The organism is Micromonospora sp. DT44 (assembly GCF_049841635.1).
GTDB lineage: Bacteria > Actinomycetota > Actinomycetes > Mycobacteriales > Micromonosporaceae > Micromonospora.
Map to the genome: position 1 here is coordinate 16,237 of NZ_JBNCKS010000068.1, position 15,502 is coordinate 31,738.

Here is a 15,502-nt window from a genome sequence, read left to right on the forward strand (position 1 = left end):
CTCGTGCGTAACCCTACGCACGAGTAGGTATGCTCGCAAGGTGTCCACGCCCCCCGCGTTCAAGCGCCTACCGCGCGCCGTACGCGAGCAACAGATGCTCGACGCGGCCGTGAAGGTCTTCTCCCGGCGCGGCTTCCACGCCGCCAGCATGGACGAGATCGCGGAGGACGCCGGCATCTCCAAACCCATGGTGTACGCGTACCTCGGCACCAAGGAGGAGCTCTTCGTCGCCTGCCTGCACCGGGAGGGGACCCGGATGATGCAGGCCATCGCCGGCGCCGCCGCCCCCGACCTGCCGGCCGACGAGCGGCTGTGGCGAGGGCTGAAGGCGTTCTTCGGCTTCGTGGGCGCACACCGCGACGGCTGGGCGGTGCTCTACCGGCAGGCCCGCGGCGAGCAGCCGTTCGCCGGTGAACTGGCCACCATGCGCGCCCGGCTGGTCGAGGTGGTCGCCGGGATGCTCGACCACGCGCTGCGCGAGGAGGGTCGCGAGATCGCGCCCACCGACCTGGAGGTCGTCGCGTACGCGCTGGTCGGCGCGACCGAGTCGCTGGCCGACTGGCTCGCCGACCACCCGGAGGCCGACCCGGAGAAGACGGCCACCCGGATGATGAACGTGGCCTGGCTCGGCGCGGCCCAACTGCTGCACGGCGTCACCTGGCGTCCGCCGGTCGACTGACGGCCTCGGCGGAGACGGCGTCGGTGCCCGGCTCGCCGACCCGCGCCGCGCGACGCCCGCGAAGCCAGCGGGCCACCTCGACGATTGCCGTCACCGTCAGGGCGAGGCCCAGACCGAGCAGGAGACCCCGAGGAGGATCCTGCTCGAACGCCAGCCCGCCGACGTAGCCGACCAGCGCCGAGTAGAGCCCCCACGAGCCGGCGGCGAGCGCGTCGAAGGCCAGGAACCGTCGCCGGGGGAATCGCACCGCGCCCATGGTGAGGGTGACTGCGGTCCGGCCGCCCGGTACGTAGCGGGCCACGGTGAGAATCAGGCCACCCCGCGTCGCGATTCCCCGACGGGCCCGGTCGATGGCCCTTGAGCGTCGACCGTCGGGCGGCAGCCGGCTCAGCAGTCGCGCTCCGCCGCTCCGCCCGATGGCGTACGAGACGTGGTCGCCGACCAGTGCCCCGGCGGCGGCCACCAGGATGACCGCGGGCAGGTACGGCGTTCCCGAGGCGGCGAACACCCCGGCCGTGATCACCGCAGTCTCGCTCGGCACCACCGGAAAGAAGCCGTCGAGCACCGCGATCGCGAAGAGCGCCAGGTACACCCAGGGCGAGGACATCGTGTCGTGTAGCAGGTCGAGCAGATCCATGATGCTGATGCTGCTGCGCGGCGTGGCCCCCGCCATCGGCCAGTGGTCAGGCGCGCGCCACTACTTAAGTAGCTGTCGGCCCGGACGGCGGCTCAGGGTGTTCCCCCACCGCACCCCCGTCCTGTGCCGAGAGGCGGGCCGGCCCGTCCACCAAGCCTTACGCTCGCTGCGTGGCATCCACCGCCGTCACCGTCTCGTGGGCCGCCCTCCAGCGGTACGCCCCGGTGCGGCTCGCCGTCCGGCGGTACGCCTCGCTGCTGCTCGCGGTCGTGGTCGGGGGAGCGGTGTGGGCCAGCGCGGCCGGTGACCTCGGGGTCCGCTCGCCGCTGCCGGGCGTCGTCACGCTGGTCCTCGCCGTCGCATCCGGCTGGGCCAGCGGCGCCGTCCGGACCCGTCGCTGGCCGTTGTTCCTGGTCGCGGCGGTTGGGTGGCTGGTGCTCGCCGCCGCGGCGGCCGGGGTGGTCGCCTCGTACCAGGCGGGGGTGCGGCTGCGGGGCCGCCGACTCGCCGGCTACCTCGTCGGTGTCGCCGTGGTGCTCGGCGGTGGAATCGTGGTCGGGCAGCAGGTGGGCGGCGTACGCCGGATCACCACGGCCACCACCGGCAACGTGCTCCTGCTCGCCGTCTGCCTGGTCGGGCTTCCGTTGCTCTTCGGCCTCTGGATCCGTGCGCGTCGGGACACTCTCGCTGCTCTGCGGGACCGGGCCGAACGGCTGGAGGGCGAGCGGGAGGCCCACGCCGACCGGGTCCGCGCCGAGGAGCGGACGCGGATCGCGCGGGAGATGCACGACGTGGTGGCGCACCGGGTCTCGCTCATGGTCGTGCACGCCGGGGCCCTGGAGGTGACCGCCGCGAACCCGGCGACCGTCGAGACCGCCGCGCTCATCAGGACGACCGGCCGGGCGGCGCTCACCGACCTGCGTGAGGTGCTGGGTGTGCTCCGACAGGCCGAGGCAGCCGTGTTGCCGGAGCGGGGGCTCGACGCGCTGGACGAGCTGATCGGGGAGTCCCGTGCCGCCGGTCTGCGGGTGTCCCGGGAGGACGAGGGCGTGCCGACTGCACTACCCGCCACGTTGGGGCGCACCGCGTACCGGGTCGTCCGCGAGGCGTTGACGAACGTGCGCAAGCACGCGGCCGACGCGGAAACGGTCGTTCGCCTGCGCTACCTCCCCGACGGGCTGGAGGTCGTCGTGCGCAACGGTCCGTCCGCGAGCGGGCCGGAGCTGCCCGGTGCCGGGCAGGGCCTGCTCGGGCTGCGGGAGCGGGTGGAACTGCTCGGCGGCCGGCTGGACGCGACGCCCGTCGACGGCGGTTTCCTGGTCCGGGCCCTGCTCCCGCTCGCGGGTGTGGCGTGATCCGGGTGCTGGTCGTCGACGACGAGCAACTCGTCCGCGCCGGGCTGCGGTTGATCCTCGAGGCGGCGAAGGACATCACCGTGGTCGGCGAGGCGGCGAACGGCGCCGGCGCGCTGGAGCAGGCCCACCGGTTGCGCCCCGACGTGGTGCTGCTCGACGTGCGGATGCCGGGCGTCGACGGGCTGACCGTCGCGCCGGACCTGGTCGCCGCCGGCCCGAAGGTGATCATGTTGACCACCTTCGACCTCGACGAGTACGTGCACGAGGCGCTGCGTGCCGGTGCGGTCGGCTTCCTGCTCAAGGACACCCCGCCCCACGAGTTGGCCGCCGCCGTCCGTACGGTGGCCGCCGGGCACGCGATGCTGGCCCCGACGGTGACCCGGCGGCTGATCAGCTCGTTCGCCGAGCGAGGTCCGGCCCGTCGGGACGCGGCTCGCGAACGGCTCGCCGCGCTTACCGGACGGGAGTTGGGCATCGTGCGGGAGGTGGCACGCGGGCACGGCAACGCGGAGATCGCCAGGCGGCTGACGATGAGCGAGGCCACCGTGAAGGCGCATGTCAGCCGGGCGCTGGCCAAGCTGCACGTGGGCAATCGGGTGCAGTTGGCGATCCTGGTGCACGACGCCGACCTGCTGTGACGGGTCCGGCCGTCAGCGTCGGGCGGCGCGACGGTGCGCCTGGCGGCGTAGCCACCGGATCCCCTCCAGGCCGAACGTGACGACCAGCGAGAGCCCCACGCCCACCAGCAGGCCCTTCACCGGATCACGTTCGAAGGCCAGCCCGCCGAAGTAGCCGAGCAACCCGCAGTACAGCGCCCAGGTGGTCGCGCCGATGCTGTCGTACAGCAGGAACGCCCGGCGGGGATAGCGCACCGCGCCCATGGTGAGGGTGACGGCGGTCCGGCCGCCCGGCACGTACCGGCTGGTGGTCAGGATCATTCCGCCCCGGCGGTCCACCGCCCGTCGGGCCCACTCGGAGCTGGCCCGCCGCCGACTTCCGTCAGGTAGTCGGGCCAGCCGGCTCGCACCGCCGCCACGCCCGATGGCGTACGAGACGTGGTCCCCGACAAGCGCGCCGACGGCGGCGCTGACGATCACCAGCGTCAGGCTGGGGTGCCCTCCGCTCGCCGAGAGCACCCCAGCGGTGATCACGGCCGCTTCGCCGGGCACCGCCGGAAAGAACGCGTCGACCGCGGTGAGTCCGAAGATCACCAGGTACACCCACGGCGAGGTGACCGTCCCACGGAGGAGGTCGAGCAGGGCGTCCATTCCCCCATGCTCGCCGGGTAGGGCCGGCCCGGTGGCCGAGTCGCCGGAAGACGCCCTCAGCGCGTGCTGATCAGTGCCGGGCGGTTGAGCAGCGGACCGCACGGGATCTTGTCGTCGGCGGTGGGCCCGTGCGAGGTCAGCACCACCGGCGTGGCCAACGCCGCGCCCACCGCCTCGGCCCAGTCGGCCGGAGCGTCGTCGTACACCGGGCGGGACCGTAGCAGCCGGTCGGTGAGCGCGGCCTGCCGGTCCAGGTCGCCGGGCGGCCCCGGGGTGAGCCGGTCGCCGGTGTCGTAACGACGGCAGATCCGCAGGTCGGGACCGGCGAGGTCGAGGTGGGTCAGCGCCAGGCCGTCGACCCCGCCGGCCGCCGCGAGGGCGTACCGGTGGGCGACGGCGTCGAAGTGGCCGAACCGGAACCGGCCCTGCCACGGGTTCGTCGGGTTGTGCCCGTCGACGAAGGGCAGCGCCGGGTCCTCGGTCACCAGCGGGCCGGGACCGTGCCGGGTGGTGACGGTGCGCAACACGCCGATCCGGGTCACCTCGCCGGCCTGTCCCGCCTCGGCGAGCAGACGGTCGGCGTTGTCGAAGGTGGTCGTGCTCCAGGTCGTGTACGGGTGGAAGCCGTGCCACTCGTCGAGCAGCACCCCCTGCGCGCCCTCGAAGACGCAGGTCCCCGAGCGCAGCGCCCCGGCGAGCCAGGTCCGGTCGACGATGGCGACCCGCCCGGCGAACCCGGTGAACGCGGGCAGGCAGTCGTCGACCGGCGGTGCGTCCAGCGGGCCGAGTTCGGCGGTCAGCCGGTCCCGCAGAACCGCCAACCGGCTGCGCAGCACCGCGGGATGCCGGCAGTCGGCGACCCGGGGGGCGTCGTCGGGGTGGGCGAGGCCGTACGCGACGGTCTCGCCCACCCCCAGCCCGCAGGAGCCATGCCGGTCGGCGCCCCGGGCGATCTCCCGGGCCTGGTTGGCGGCCCGGTGGTACGGGGTGGCGAGCAGCGCCTCGGCGTCGACGGTCAGCCGATCCAGCGCGTCGGGCACCCCGACCGTGGCGAGATGGTCGGCCTCGGCGGCCAGGGCCAGCGGGTCGACCACCACGTGCCGGGACAGGTGCGTCCCGACGCCGGGGTGGAACGTGCCGGCCCCGAACTGTGCGAACGTGTGGTGCCGCCCGTCGCGCAGCACGACGTTGTGTGCCGCCTGCGCGCCCCCGTTGAAGCGGACCACGGTGTGCACCGGGCGGGTGGCGCAGAGCCAGTCCACGACCGTGCCCTTGCCCGCGTCGCCGTACCCGAGGTCGACCACCGCCACGTGCCTCACAGCCTCTTCACCCCGGCGGTGGTGTCGCGGAACGTCGGCAGCGTCGACACCTCGGCCCGCCGACCACGGCCGAGGCGGGCCAGCACCTTGGAGACCGTCCCGGTGGCACCGGAGCCGGCGCGATCCAGGTGGCGCAGGCCCTCGTCCAGGTCGATGGCCTGCTCGCCGAGGCCGATGGTGACGGCGATCGTCTCGCAGACCGCGTCCAGGTCGTCGAGCACGACGGCGTTCTGCCCGAGCAGGTCCCGCCAGAAGTCGAGCACCTTCGTGTTGCCGGCGTAGCTGCTGCCGGCGGGGAGCAGGTAGTAGGTGTCCCACCGCCGGGTCACCTCGTCGACGATCTGGCGCAGTGCCACGTCCTCGCCCAGGTCGTCACCGATCAGAGCGGCCACCTCCCGCGCCTTGACCCGCTGGTACGCCAGTTCGTCGCCGATGACGAACAGGTAGCCGCGCCGGCCACGCTTCTCCCAGTTGTCGGTGACGGTGTGCCGGGCCATGAAGTACAGGGCCAGCTCGTACGACTCGCTCATCTGCCCGCCGCCACCACCTTCGAGGACGATGCGACCGAGGTCGTCGTCCATCCGGTTGTCCGACTCGAACTGGCCCACCTGCAAGGGCACCCGGTCGCAGGTGGCGTCGCCGATCGCGCCGAACATGATCTGCGGGTCGCTGGCATAGCCCTGCCGTTGCAGCAGCCCGAGCAGTTGCGGCAGCTTGGTCTGCAGGACACGCGGCACCATGCGCATCGAGCCGGTCACGTCGAAGAGCACCGCGACGGGCGTCGAGCGCGGGTGTTCGGCGGAGTCGCGGCTCTCCCGGGTCGCGTCGCGGGGGTCGAGCGCGGGGTGCACGGTCCGGGCCCCGCTGTCGCTGTAGGAGAACGCGCTGCGGCCGGTGGAGCGCCGGTAGCGGTCGGCGGCGTCGTACACGTCGGTGGACCAGGTTCCACTGCCCATGACAGCTCCTTTAGAGGGTGAAGGGTCGGAAGGTGCGTGGCCCGTAGAGCCGGTCCAGCACCTGGTCGAGTTCGCGCAGCAGGCCCCAGGCGTCGTCGGGCCGGCCGCTCAGGGAGGTCTGCCGACAGCCCTGCGCGAAGACGTCCAGCTCACGAGGTGCGCGCGGCCCCATCAGCCAGCTCATGCACGCGCTGGCCATCGCGAGGTCGGTGCCCGGACCGCAGGGCCGCCTGCGCAGGACCTCCTGCGGGTACCAGTCCTCGTGGTCCGGAACGAGCGCCGGGACCCTGCTGCCGGTCGGGGCCGAGAAGCACCAGTCGACGAGCACCACGCCGTGGCCGTCCGGCTCGATCAGCACGTGTCGCGGCAGGACCGCGCCGTGCACGATGCCCGCGCGGTGGGCCAGGCCGAGCGCCACCAGCAGCCGCCGCCACATCCAGGCCGCGTCCCGGGCGTCCAGCCCGTCGGGGTACGCGCGCCGCACCGCGTCGAGGTCGTGCAGGCCGGGCGCGGTGGCGAGCACGTTGATCCGGCGTTCCGCGCCGGTCGCGGACTCGCGGTGCGCGAATTCGTCGACGAGCCGGGGCACGTACGGCAGGTAGCGCGGGTCGCCGCGCTCGGCGATGGTGTGCAGCGCGTGTGCCTCACGCGCCATCAGGTCGTTGTCGGTGGGCCGCCGGGGGAGCTTGAGCAGCCGGTCGTCGCCGACGTCGTACAGGTCGGCCAGGTCGCCCGAGTGCGCCGGCGTGCCGAGCCGGTAGTCGCCGAGGACGGTGGTCCGCCGGGCCTGCCACCGGGTCGTCACGTGGACGAACGCGTCGAGGGCGTCGGCGCGTACCCCCGGGTCCGTCGGCAGCCGGTCGGGGTGCAGGGCCGCGACCAGCTCGCGGTAGCGGCGGGCCGGCTGGTCCGCGCCGAACAGTTCGGCGTCGGTGCGGGCGGCCGTGACCAGGTCGATGGCCTCGGCGGTCCTCATCGCACCGTCTCCTCGCGGGCCGGTCGCAGCAGCGCCGGGTGCAGCAGCCGGGCGTCACCGGCCCGGTAGAGCCGTGCGCGGGGGCCGCCTCGGGCGCCGCCGCGCTCGGTGCTCGCGCCGGTGCTCTCCACGAAGCCCGGCACGGAGAGCACCTTGCGGTGGAAGTTGCCGGCGTGCAGCGGGTGTCCCCAGACCGTCTCGTAGACGGCCCGCAGCTCGCTGATGGTGAACTCGGCGGCGAGGAAACGCGTGGCCAGCGGGGTGTACTCCAGCTTGGACCGGGCCCGCTCCAGCGCGTCGTCGATGATCCGGCCGTGGTCGAAGGCGAGCTGCCGGCTGGTCAGCGCCGAGACCGGCAGCCAGCTCGCCTCGTCGGCGTCCGAGCCGGCGGCGGCGTCCGGCAGGTCGGGGGCGAACGCGAGGTGGGCGATCGAGACGACGCGCATCCGCGGGTCGCGGTCGGGAGCGCCGTAACTGCCCAACTGCTCCAGGTGTACGCGTCGCAGCCCTTCACCGCCGAGCCCGGTCTCCTCGGCCAGCTCCCGTCGGGCGCCGGCGGTCAGGTCCTCCTCGGGGTGGACGAAGCCACCGGGCAGCGCCCAGTGCCCCGCGAAGGGCGCCTGGCCGCGCCGGATGAGCAGCAGGTGCAGTTCGCCGTCGCGGATGGTCAGCGCCACCACGTCGACGGTCACGGCGACCGCCGGGTAGTCCCGGGGGTCGTACGCGGCCAGGAAGTCCTGCTCGTCAACCATGTCTCTCTCAATCTGAGAACATCTCGCTGTGAGAACAACTTAGCGCAGACGTGTGCCCCTGCCAACCCCTTGGATCGGATCGGCAGGGGCGCGTCAGCGCACGACACCCGCCAGGTGCGGCCGGCCACCCGAGTCGTGCAGGGCGAACCCGTTGTCCGGCAGGAGGGCGAAGTTCACCGTGCTCGGCAGCGGTACGGGCAGCTTGAAGGCCACCTCGACGGTGTAGGCGTCCGGCAGCCGCGTCTCGAGCGCGGCGACGCATCGCGCCTTGCTCCACATGCCGTGCGCGATCGGTTGGCGGAAGCCGAACAGTCGCGCGCCGAGCCGGGAGGTGTGGATCGGGTTGTGGTCCCCGGAGACGCGGGCGTACTCGGTGCCCACCCGGGGCTCGACCCGCCACCGGGCGGTGGCCGTGGGCGGTGTCGGACGTTCGCCCCGCTCGCGCCCGCCGGGTGTGCGCTCGCGACCCAGGTACGTCGAGACGCCGCGCCAGACCTCCTCCCCGTCGACCGAGCCGACCAGCACCACATCCACCTGCCGCCCCCGGTCGTGCGGGCGCAGGTCCTGGGCGTACGTCGTGAAGTCGAGGACCTCGTCGGCGGTGATCGGGCGGTGCGTGGTGATCCGGTTGCCGACGTGCACCACGCCGGTCAGCGCGATGGGAAAGCCGGGCGTGGTCATCAGCCGCAGGGCCAGCGGAAAGCCCAGGATGTGCGGGTACGTCCCGGGCAGCCGGTCGGTGAGCCGAAATCCGCACACCCGGTCGTAGTCGGCCAGGTGGGCCCGGTCGACCCGCACGCCGCGTACGGCGAACTCGACCGCCGGCAGGTCGTTCCCACGGCGCCCCCGGCCGACGCCCGGCAACGCGCCGAGCACGGCCCGCCGGTAGAGCGCCCCGGCGGCCGGCATCCGGGCCAGCTCGACGCGCTCGCGGCCACCCGTACCGGCCGGCCCGTGAGCGCTGAGATCGGTGGTCACGTCGGCCGCCGAGCCGCTCAGGTCGGTGGTCACCTCTGCTGCCGACGCGCTCAGGTCGTGCGTCCGCTCGACGCTCGGGTCGGCGTCGGCGTTGGCGTCGGCGTCGGCGGACTCCGGCCGGCGGATCGCGTCCAGGGTCTCCCGCGACAGGATCTCGGTCGGGCCCTCGATCAGCTCGTGGACCGACAGGTCATCCGGCTCTCTCTTGCGGCCCATCACGCCCCCAGCAGACTCTGGCCGCAGACCCGGACGACGTTGCCGCTGATCGCGCCGCTCGCCGGCCAGGCCAGCCAACCGATCGTCTCGGCCACGTCGACCGGCAGCCCACCCTGGGCCAGGCTGTTCATCCGTCGGCCCGCCTCGCGGACGACCAGCGGAATGCGGGCGGTCAGTCGGGTCTCGATGAAGCCGGGAGCCACGGCGTTGACGCTGATCCCCCGGTCGCGCAGGGTCGGGGCGAGCGAGTCGACCAGGCCGATCACGCCGGCCTTGCTGGTGGCGTAGTTGGTCTGCCCCCGGTTGCCGGCGATCCCCGCGATCGAGGACACCCCGATGATCCGCCCACCGGCCGGGATCAACTCCCGTTCCAGCAGTACGTCGTTGATGCGCTCCTGACTGGACAGGTTGACGTCGATGACCTGGTCCCACCGGTCGGCGTCCATCCGGCCGAGCGTCTTGTCCCGGGTGATGCCGGCGTTGTGCACCACCGCGTCGACGCGCCCGTGTCGACTGGCCACATGGTCGGCGAGCCGGGTCGGCGCGTCCGGGGCGGTCAGGTCGAGCTGGACCGCCGTACCGCCGATGTCGTTCGCCACGGCGGCGAGAGCGTCCCCGGCCGCCGGGACGTCCAGCGCCACCACCTGGGCGCCGTCCCGGGCGAGCACCCTGGCCAGGGCCGCGCCGATCCCCCGGGCGGCACCGGTCACCAGGACGACCTGCCCGTCCAGTGGGCGGTTCCAGTCAGCCGGGGCGGTCGCCGCGCCGGTGCCGATCCGGACGACCTGCCCCGAGACGTACGCGGACCGGCCCGAGAGCAGAAACCGGAGGGTCGATTCGAGGCTGGTGGCGTCACCGTCCCGAGCCACCTGGACGAGCTGGGCCGTGGTGCCCCGGCCGAACTCCTTGCCGATGCTGCGGACCAGCCCTTCCAGGGCCCGCTGGGCGGTCGCCTCGCGCGGGGTCGGGCACTCAGCGGGCGGGGTGCCGAGCACGATCACCCGGCCGCTGGGCAGCAGGGTGCGGGCGTGCGGGTGAAAGAAGTCGTAGAGCTGGCGCAGTTGCGTCGAGTCGGTGATGCCGGTCGCGTCGTACACGAGAGCGCCGAAGCGGTCCTGCGCAGCGGCCGTGCCACTGTCGCGCAGCTCGACCCCGGCGGCGGTCAGGATCGTCCGGACCGGCTCGGCGAGTCGGCCGCCGTCGGCCGCGCCGAGCAGCGCCGGGCCGGGCAGCAGCGGGTCGCCAGGCTGGTGTCGGCGCAGTCGCGGCGGATCGGGCAGCCCGAGACGCTTCACCAGCGTGCGGCCGGCGGCCGATTGGACGAAGCTCGCGTACCTGTCGGTCATGGGCGTAGCCTACTGGCGAGTAAGGTTCGAGCAACACTTGGCGAGGAGGCGGATCGTGCAGAGCATCCGGAGGGTCGCGGTCATCGGGGGCAACCGCATCCCCTTCGCCCGTTCCAACGCCCGCTACGCCGACGCGTCCAACGCCGACCTGCTCGGCGCGGCACTCGACGGTCTGATCGCCCGGTACGGGCTGGCCGGTCAGCGGGTCGGTGAGGTGGTCGCCGGGGCGGTGCTCAAGCACTCCCGCGACTTCAACCTCACCCGCGAGGTGGTCCTCGGGTCCCGGCTCGACCCGCACACCCCGGCGTACGACATCCAGCAGGCCTGCGGCACCGGCCTGGAGGCCGCGATCCTCGTCGCCAACAAGATCGCCCTCGGTCAGCTCGACGTGGGCATCGCGGGCGGTGTCGACACCACCTCCGACGCGCCGCTCGCGGTCAACGAGGACATGCGCCGTACGCTGCTCAAACTCAACTCCGCCCGCACGGTCGGCCAGCGGCTGAAGATCGCCGCGAAGCTGCGCCCGCTCCAGCCGTTCAAGCCGGACATCCCCCGCAACGCCGAACCGCGTACCGGCCTGTCGATGGGTGACCACGCCGCCCAGACCGCGCTGCGCTGGCAGATCGACCGGCGCTCCCAGGACGAGTTGGCACTGCGCTCGCACCAGCGGCTCGCCGCCGCGTACGAGCGGGGCTTCTTCGACGACCTGATGACGCCGTACCTGGGCCTGACCCGCGACCAGAATCTCCGCCCGGACACGAGCGTGGAGAAGCTCGGCGCGCTCAAGCCGGTCTTCGGCACCCGCGGCCCGGACGCCGAGCAGGCCACCATGACCGCCGGCAACTCGTCGCCGCTCACCGACGGCGCGTCGACGGTGCTGCTGGCCAGCGAGGATTGGGCTGCCGCGCACAACCTGCCGGTGCTGGCCTGGTTCAGCTGGTCGGAGACGGCGGCCGTCGACTTCGTGCACGGCGACGAGGGCCTGCTGATGGCCCCCGCGTACGCGGTGCCCCGGATGCTGGCCCGCGCCGGGCTCACGTTGCAGGACTTCGACTACTACGAGATCCACGAGGCGTTCGCGTCGCAGGTGCTGGCCACCCTCGCCGCCTGGGAGTCGCCGGAGTTCTGCAAGGACCGGCTCGGCCTGGACGCCCCGCTGGGCGCGATCGACACCGACCGGGTCAACGTCAACGGATCGTCGCTGGCCGCCGGGCACCCGTTCGCCGCGACCGGTGGGCGGATCGTCGCCACGCTGGCCAAGCTGCTCGCCGCCAAGGGCAGTGGGCGCGGGCTGATCTCCATCTGCGCGGCCGGCGGCCAGGGCGTGACGGCCATCCTGGAGCGCTGAGCCAGAGCCCCACTGCGATGTCCCAATGTCTCTTTATAAAAGACATTGGGATATCCCATCCCGTCCGTGCTCGGTCACGAGCGGCGAGGCCGTGTCCAGCCGAGGAACCGGGCGTGCAGCTTCTCGGCGGGGAGGCCGGTAGGTCGACTGCCGCCTCCGCTAGGTGTAGACCCAGGTAGAACGTCAGCGACAATCGGTCGTGCGTGTACTCGATGAGCAGCCGACGTCGACGATTCGCGCACGGCCATTCCTGTCCGCAGCCGGCGCAGTTCCAGGTCGGCCGGACGGGCACGTGCGGCTTAGGAATCTCGGGCTGCGCCGTCCGCCTGGCGGGTCGTACGTGAAGGGCAGCCAGGCGCACCAGCACCCGACGCTGACGCGGACCGCCGGGCGCGTCCAACTCGATGCCCCGCAGGTGAAGCCAGATGCCGTTGCTGTGCCGCTCGCGTCGACCCACCTCGATCACCCGCAGGACCAACCGACCCAGCCCGTAGCAGTAGTGCTGCTCGTCTACAGCGACGACATCACCTACCCGGACGGTGGGCGGCCGGCAGCGGGTCACGACGCGATCCGGTATGCCAGCGGAGGGGCAAACGGCGCATCGAGCAGGCGATACCAGTCGAACGTCATCTCATGCTCCTGTCGGCATGGGCGGGACGCAGCAGCTCCCCAGGACCGCAGGGAAGTGCGGTCGGCGGGTGCCCGGCTATGGCGTAACCTTGCTGCCATACGCGAAAGGCAGCAAGGACTTAGGGTCGGATCGCTGGCATCTACTGTGGGTGCGAGAGAGATGGCCGGACGAGGCAGAGGAGCGGATCTTGAGTGACCTCGAATGGATCAGCGTCTCCACTCCCTACGTGACCCCGCGGCGGCCCGGCGAGGCCGAAGCCTGGGGGATGGAGGCCGCGCAGTACGGCGGAGTGGGTACGCAGCGTCTGCTCGACGTCAGCGAGATCATTCCCGCGGCGGAGTTGGCCGAAGCGCTGCACCTGGAAGCCGGTGAACCGGTGATCCAACGCCGTCGAATGATGTTGCTGGACGGGCATCCGGTGGAGTTGACGACATCCTTCTACCCGACGACCATCGCTCGCGGCACCGGCCTTGCAGAGTTCCGCAAAATTCGTGGCGGGGCAGTAACTCTGCTGGCCGAGCTGGGATACCGGCCAAGACGCGTGAGCGAGGACGTCTACACACGGAGGGCGACCGAGGTGGAAAGGTCGTTACTTCAACTACGTGAGGACGATTGGGTGCTTGGGCTGACTCGCGTGCTCAGCGCCGATGACGGCTTGCCGGTCGAACTGAGCGTCATGAGCATGATCCCCGGAGGCCGTCGCCTTCGGTACGAATCGTCGATCGCGTAGGGAGGCCGTTGTGACTCGCGGGAGCGATGACCGGCCTCGGCATGAGCAGATCGCCGCCGACATTCGAGCGCGGATCATGTCCGGTGAGCTGCCTTCCGGGTCGCAGTTGCCGTCGACAGCTCAGTTGATCGACCAGTATTCGGTGGCGAATGCGACCGTGCAGCGGGCCCTGACCTCGCTCAAGGCAGAGGGTTATCTCCACAGCCGGGTAGGCAAGGGGGTCTACGTCCGGGACCGCCACCCGTTGGTCATAGCGGTCGACGCATACGTCCCGCCCGCACATGGTGGGTACACCTACCAACTGCTCGACGTGACGGAGGTGCGACCGCCCGCCGACGTAGCGCGGGCTCTCGGTATCGCGGACGACGAGCCCGCCATCCTCCGTCATCGCCTGCTCTCGTACGACGGCGAGCCGGTGGAGGTGTCGTGGTCGTACTATCCGGTCGCGATCGGCCGAGACACCGCTATCGCGTCGCGCAAGAAGCTCGTTGGCGGGATCCCCCGGGCACTCGCCGACCTGGGGCACGCACAGCGAGACCTCGTCGATCGGCTGTCCGTCCGCATGCCGACCACCCAAGAGGTGGAGATTTTGGCGCTGCCGCCGCAGGTGCCGGTGATCCGGCAGTTCCGGGTGATCCGCTCGGTGCACGGGGATCCGGTCGAGGTGTCAATCCTGATCAAGGGCGGTCACCTGCACGAGCTGACGTACCACCAGGAGGTTCAGCCGGAGAGCGAATAGCCGGCCCGGCGTGGCCCGTCATTTTGGAGCGTTGGACGCTCGATCGTCCCTTCCCGAGCCGACCGCCAGCAGGCGTTAACGAGCTGTTCAGGAGCTGGCCTGCTGGCGGCGGGTTTACCACGCGACGGTGATCGCTGCCGCGTCCTCGACGCGGCGCTGATCACTCCTGCGTGCGGAACGGGGCCGTATCTCCATGGAGTCCGTCGTCCCCGGGATGACCACCCTGTCGGTGGTCATCCCGATGTTCAACGAGACCGCTGTCATCCCGGCCCTGGTGGCCCGACTGCGCCCGGTGCTCGACACGCTCGGCGTCGACTACGAGGTGGTCGCCGTCGACGACGGCAGCGCCGACGACACCGTGTCGGTGCTCTTCGACCACGGCCGGGACTGGCCACAGTTGCGGGTGCTCCGGCTGCGGCGCAACAGCGGTCACCAGGCGGCGTTGACGGCGGGACTGCACCGGGCCGTCGGCCGGTGGATCGTGAGTCTCGACGCCGACCTGCAGGACCCGCCCGAGGCCATCGCCGAGATGCTGCGGGTGGCCCGGACGGACGGGGTGGACGTGGTCTACGGCGTCCGGGCGGACCGCAGCACCGACACGGTCTTCAAGCGCAACACCGCCCGCGCCTACTACTGGGTGATGCGGCGGATCGTGGGCGCCGACCTGCCCGCCCAGGCCGGTGACTTCCGGCTGCTCAGTCGGGACGTCGTCGAGGTGCTGCGGAGGCTGCCGGAACGTGCCCCGGTCTACCGGCTGCTGGTGCCGTCGCTCGGCTTCCCCAGCGCCGAGGTGCGCTACACCCGCGCGGCGAGGGCCGCCGGGGAGACCAAGTACCCGCTGCGTCGGATGGTGGCCCTGGCCTGGGAGAGCACGGCGAACTTCTCCGCCGCCCCGCTGCGCCTGGCCACCTGGTTGGGGATGTCGAGCTTCCTGCTGTGCCTCGCGCTGATCGCGTTCGGCATGGTCGCGCACGTCTCGGGCACCACCATTCCCGGCTGGACGTCGATGTTCGTCGCGGTGCTGCTGCTCAGCGGGGTGCAGTTGGTCTGCCTCGGCCTGCTCGGCGAGTACGTGGGGCGCATCTACGCCACCGTGCAGAACCGGCCCGCGTTCCACGTCGGGTTCGACTCGGCGCAGACCGCGCCGGAGGCCCTGACGAACCTGCCCGTAGTCGGCACCACCCGTGACTGAAACCGTCGCGGTCGCCGCCCCGGAGGAATCGCCGGTCCCGGCCAGACCGTCCCGCCACATCGCCGGCAGCGCCTTGGCGGCGCTGCCCTGGCTCGTCGTCCTGGCCCTGCTGCCCGTCGCGTGGTGGCGGATCGGCGTCGGGGGCCACGACATCGCCGGCTACGTCGCGTACTGGGCGGGCGCTCTCGTGCTGCCCGGCACGCTGGTGCACCGGGCGTTGCGCGGCAGCCGGGGCAACCTGCCCGAGGACCTCGGGTTCGGCGCCGCCACCGGTCTCGTGCTGGAACTCGCCGCCTGGGCCCTGGCGGCGGCCACCGGCCAGCAGCACCTGCTGCGCTGGTGGGCGGCACCGGTGGTGCTGCTCTTCCTGGCCGTGCCGC

At 72.3% G+C, this 15,502-nt stretch carries 16 protein-coding genes; 8 read left to right on the plus strand and 8 right to left on the minus strand.

Annotation, left to right across the window (positions count from 1 at the left end):
• The first annotated feature begins 40 nt into the window (after positions 1 to 40).
• Positions 41 to 679, plus strand: coding sequence for a TetR/AcrR family transcriptional regulator (locus tag ACLQ25_RS28535; RefSeq protein ID WP_355048432.1), 639 nt, complete (start codon positions 41 to 43; stop codon positions 677 to 679).
• Here ACLQ25_RS28535 and ACLQ25_RS28540 read toward each other — a convergent pair.
• Positions 654 to 1,316 carry a DedA family protein gene (locus ACLQ25_RS28540; protein WP_425733850.1) on the minus strand — a complete coding sequence of 221 codons (663 nt, stop codon included), beginning with the start codon at positions 1,314 to 1,316 and terminating at the stop codon, positions 654 to 656. The two genes, ACLQ25_RS28535 and ACLQ25_RS28540, sit on opposite strands and share 26 nt — an antisense overlap.
• Positions 1,317 to 1,486: 170 nt before the next feature.
• Between ACLQ25_RS28540 and ACLQ25_RS28545 the strand changes: the two genes are divergently transcribed.
• Together ACLQ25_RS28545 and ACLQ25_RS28550 are read left to right on the plus strand one after the other, a co-directional pair.
• Entirely contained in the window at positions 1,487 to 2,671 is a 1,185-nt protein-coding gene (locus ACLQ25_RS28545; protein WP_425733851.1) for a sensor histidine kinase, read from the plus strand.
• Complete coding sequence (locus ACLQ25_RS28550) at positions 2,668 to 3,309, plus strand: response regulator (RefSeq protein ID WP_425733852.1); 642 nt, start codon at positions 2,668 to 2,670, stop codon at positions 3,307 to 3,309. Before ACLQ25_RS28545 ends, ACLQ25_RS28550 begins: the two co-directional genes overlap by 4 nt.
• A 12-nt stretch (positions 3,310 to 3,321) precedes the next feature.
• On the opposite strand, the gene ACLQ25_RS28555 is transcribed toward ACLQ25_RS28550, so the two are convergent.
• The 7 genes from ACLQ25_RS28555 to ACLQ25_RS28585 all read right to left on the minus strand — a co-directional run bounded on the left by ACLQ25_RS28555 (position 3,322) and on the right by ACLQ25_RS28585 (position 10,482).
• A complete protein-coding gene (locus ACLQ25_RS28555) occupies positions 3,322 to 3,939 on the minus strand; it encodes a DedA family protein (RefSeq protein WP_425733853.1) in 618 nt (205 codons plus the stop codon).
• 56 nt (positions 3,940 to 3,995) lie between these two features.
• A complete protein-coding gene (locus tag ACLQ25_RS28560; protein ID WP_425733854.1) occupies positions 3,996 to 5,258 on the minus strand; it encodes an adenylosuccinate synthetase in 1,263 nt (420 codons plus the stop codon).
• A complete protein-coding gene (locus ACLQ25_RS28565; RefSeq protein ID WP_425733855.1) occupies positions 5,255 to 6,214 on the minus strand; it encodes a hypothetical protein in 960 nt (319 codons plus the stop codon). Before ACLQ25_RS28565 ends, ACLQ25_RS28560 begins: the two co-directional genes overlap by 4 nt.
• Positions 6,215 to 6,224: 10 nt before the next feature.
• The gene (locus ACLQ25_RS28570) at positions 6,225 to 7,190 is read right to left on the minus strand and encodes a serine/threonine protein kinase (protein ID WP_425733856.1); all 966 of its coding nucleotides are present in this window, start codon (positions 7,188 to 7,190) and stop codon (positions 6,225 to 6,227) included.
• Positions 7,187 to 7,942 (minus strand): NUDIX hydrolase, encoded by a 756-nt coding sequence (locus ACLQ25_RS28575; protein ID WP_425733857.1) that lies wholly within the window; start codon positions 7,940 to 7,942, stop codon positions 7,187 to 7,189. Before ACLQ25_RS28575 ends, ACLQ25_RS28570 begins: the two co-directional genes overlap by 4 nt.
• A 93-nt stretch (positions 7,943 to 8,035) precedes the next feature.
• Entirely contained in the window at positions 8,036 to 9,136 is a 1,101-nt protein-coding gene (locus tag ACLQ25_RS28580; RefSeq protein ID WP_425733858.1) for a MaoC/PaaZ C-terminal domain-containing protein, read from the minus strand.
• Entirely contained in the window at positions 9,136 to 10,482 is a 1,347-nt protein-coding gene (locus ACLQ25_RS28585) for a 3-oxoacyl-ACP reductase (RefSeq protein ID WP_425733859.1), read from the minus strand. Before ACLQ25_RS28585 ends, ACLQ25_RS28580 begins: the two co-directional genes overlap by 1 nt.
• Positions 10,483 to 10,537: 55 nt before the next feature.
• On the opposite strand from ACLQ25_RS28585, the gene ACLQ25_RS28590 reads away from it, so the two are divergent.
• The 5 genes from ACLQ25_RS28590 to ACLQ25_RS28610 all read left to right on the plus strand — a co-directional run.
• Positions 10,538 to 11,830 (plus strand): acetyl-CoA C-acetyltransferase, encoded by a 1,293-nt coding sequence (locus ACLQ25_RS28590; RefSeq protein WP_425733860.1) that lies wholly within the window; start codon positions 10,538 to 10,540, stop codon positions 11,828 to 11,830.
• An 818-nt stretch (positions 11,831 to 12,648) separates the two neighbouring features.
• Positions 12,649 to 13,191, plus strand: coding sequence for a UTRA domain-containing protein (locus ACLQ25_RS28595; protein ID WP_425733861.1), 543 nt, complete (start codon positions 12,649 to 12,651; stop codon positions 13,189 to 13,191).
• A 10-nt stretch (positions 13,192 to 13,201) separates the two neighbouring features.
• A complete protein-coding gene (locus tag ACLQ25_RS28600) occupies positions 13,202 to 13,930 on the plus strand; it encodes a GntR family transcriptional regulator (protein WP_425733862.1) in 729 nt (242 codons plus the stop codon).
• 193 nt (positions 13,931 to 14,123) lie between these two features.
• Positions 14,124 to 15,122 carry a glycosyltransferase family 2 protein gene (locus ACLQ25_RS28605; protein ID WP_425733863.1) on the plus strand — a complete coding sequence of 333 codons (999 nt, stop codon included), beginning with the start codon at positions 14,124 to 14,126 and terminating at the stop codon, positions 15,120 to 15,122.
• On the plus strand, positions 15,115 to 15,502 hold a 388-nt coding region (locus ACLQ25_RS28610; protein ID WP_425733864.1), incomplete at its 3' end, for a hypothetical protein. The genes ACLQ25_RS28605 and ACLQ25_RS28610, both read left to right, overlap by 8 nt.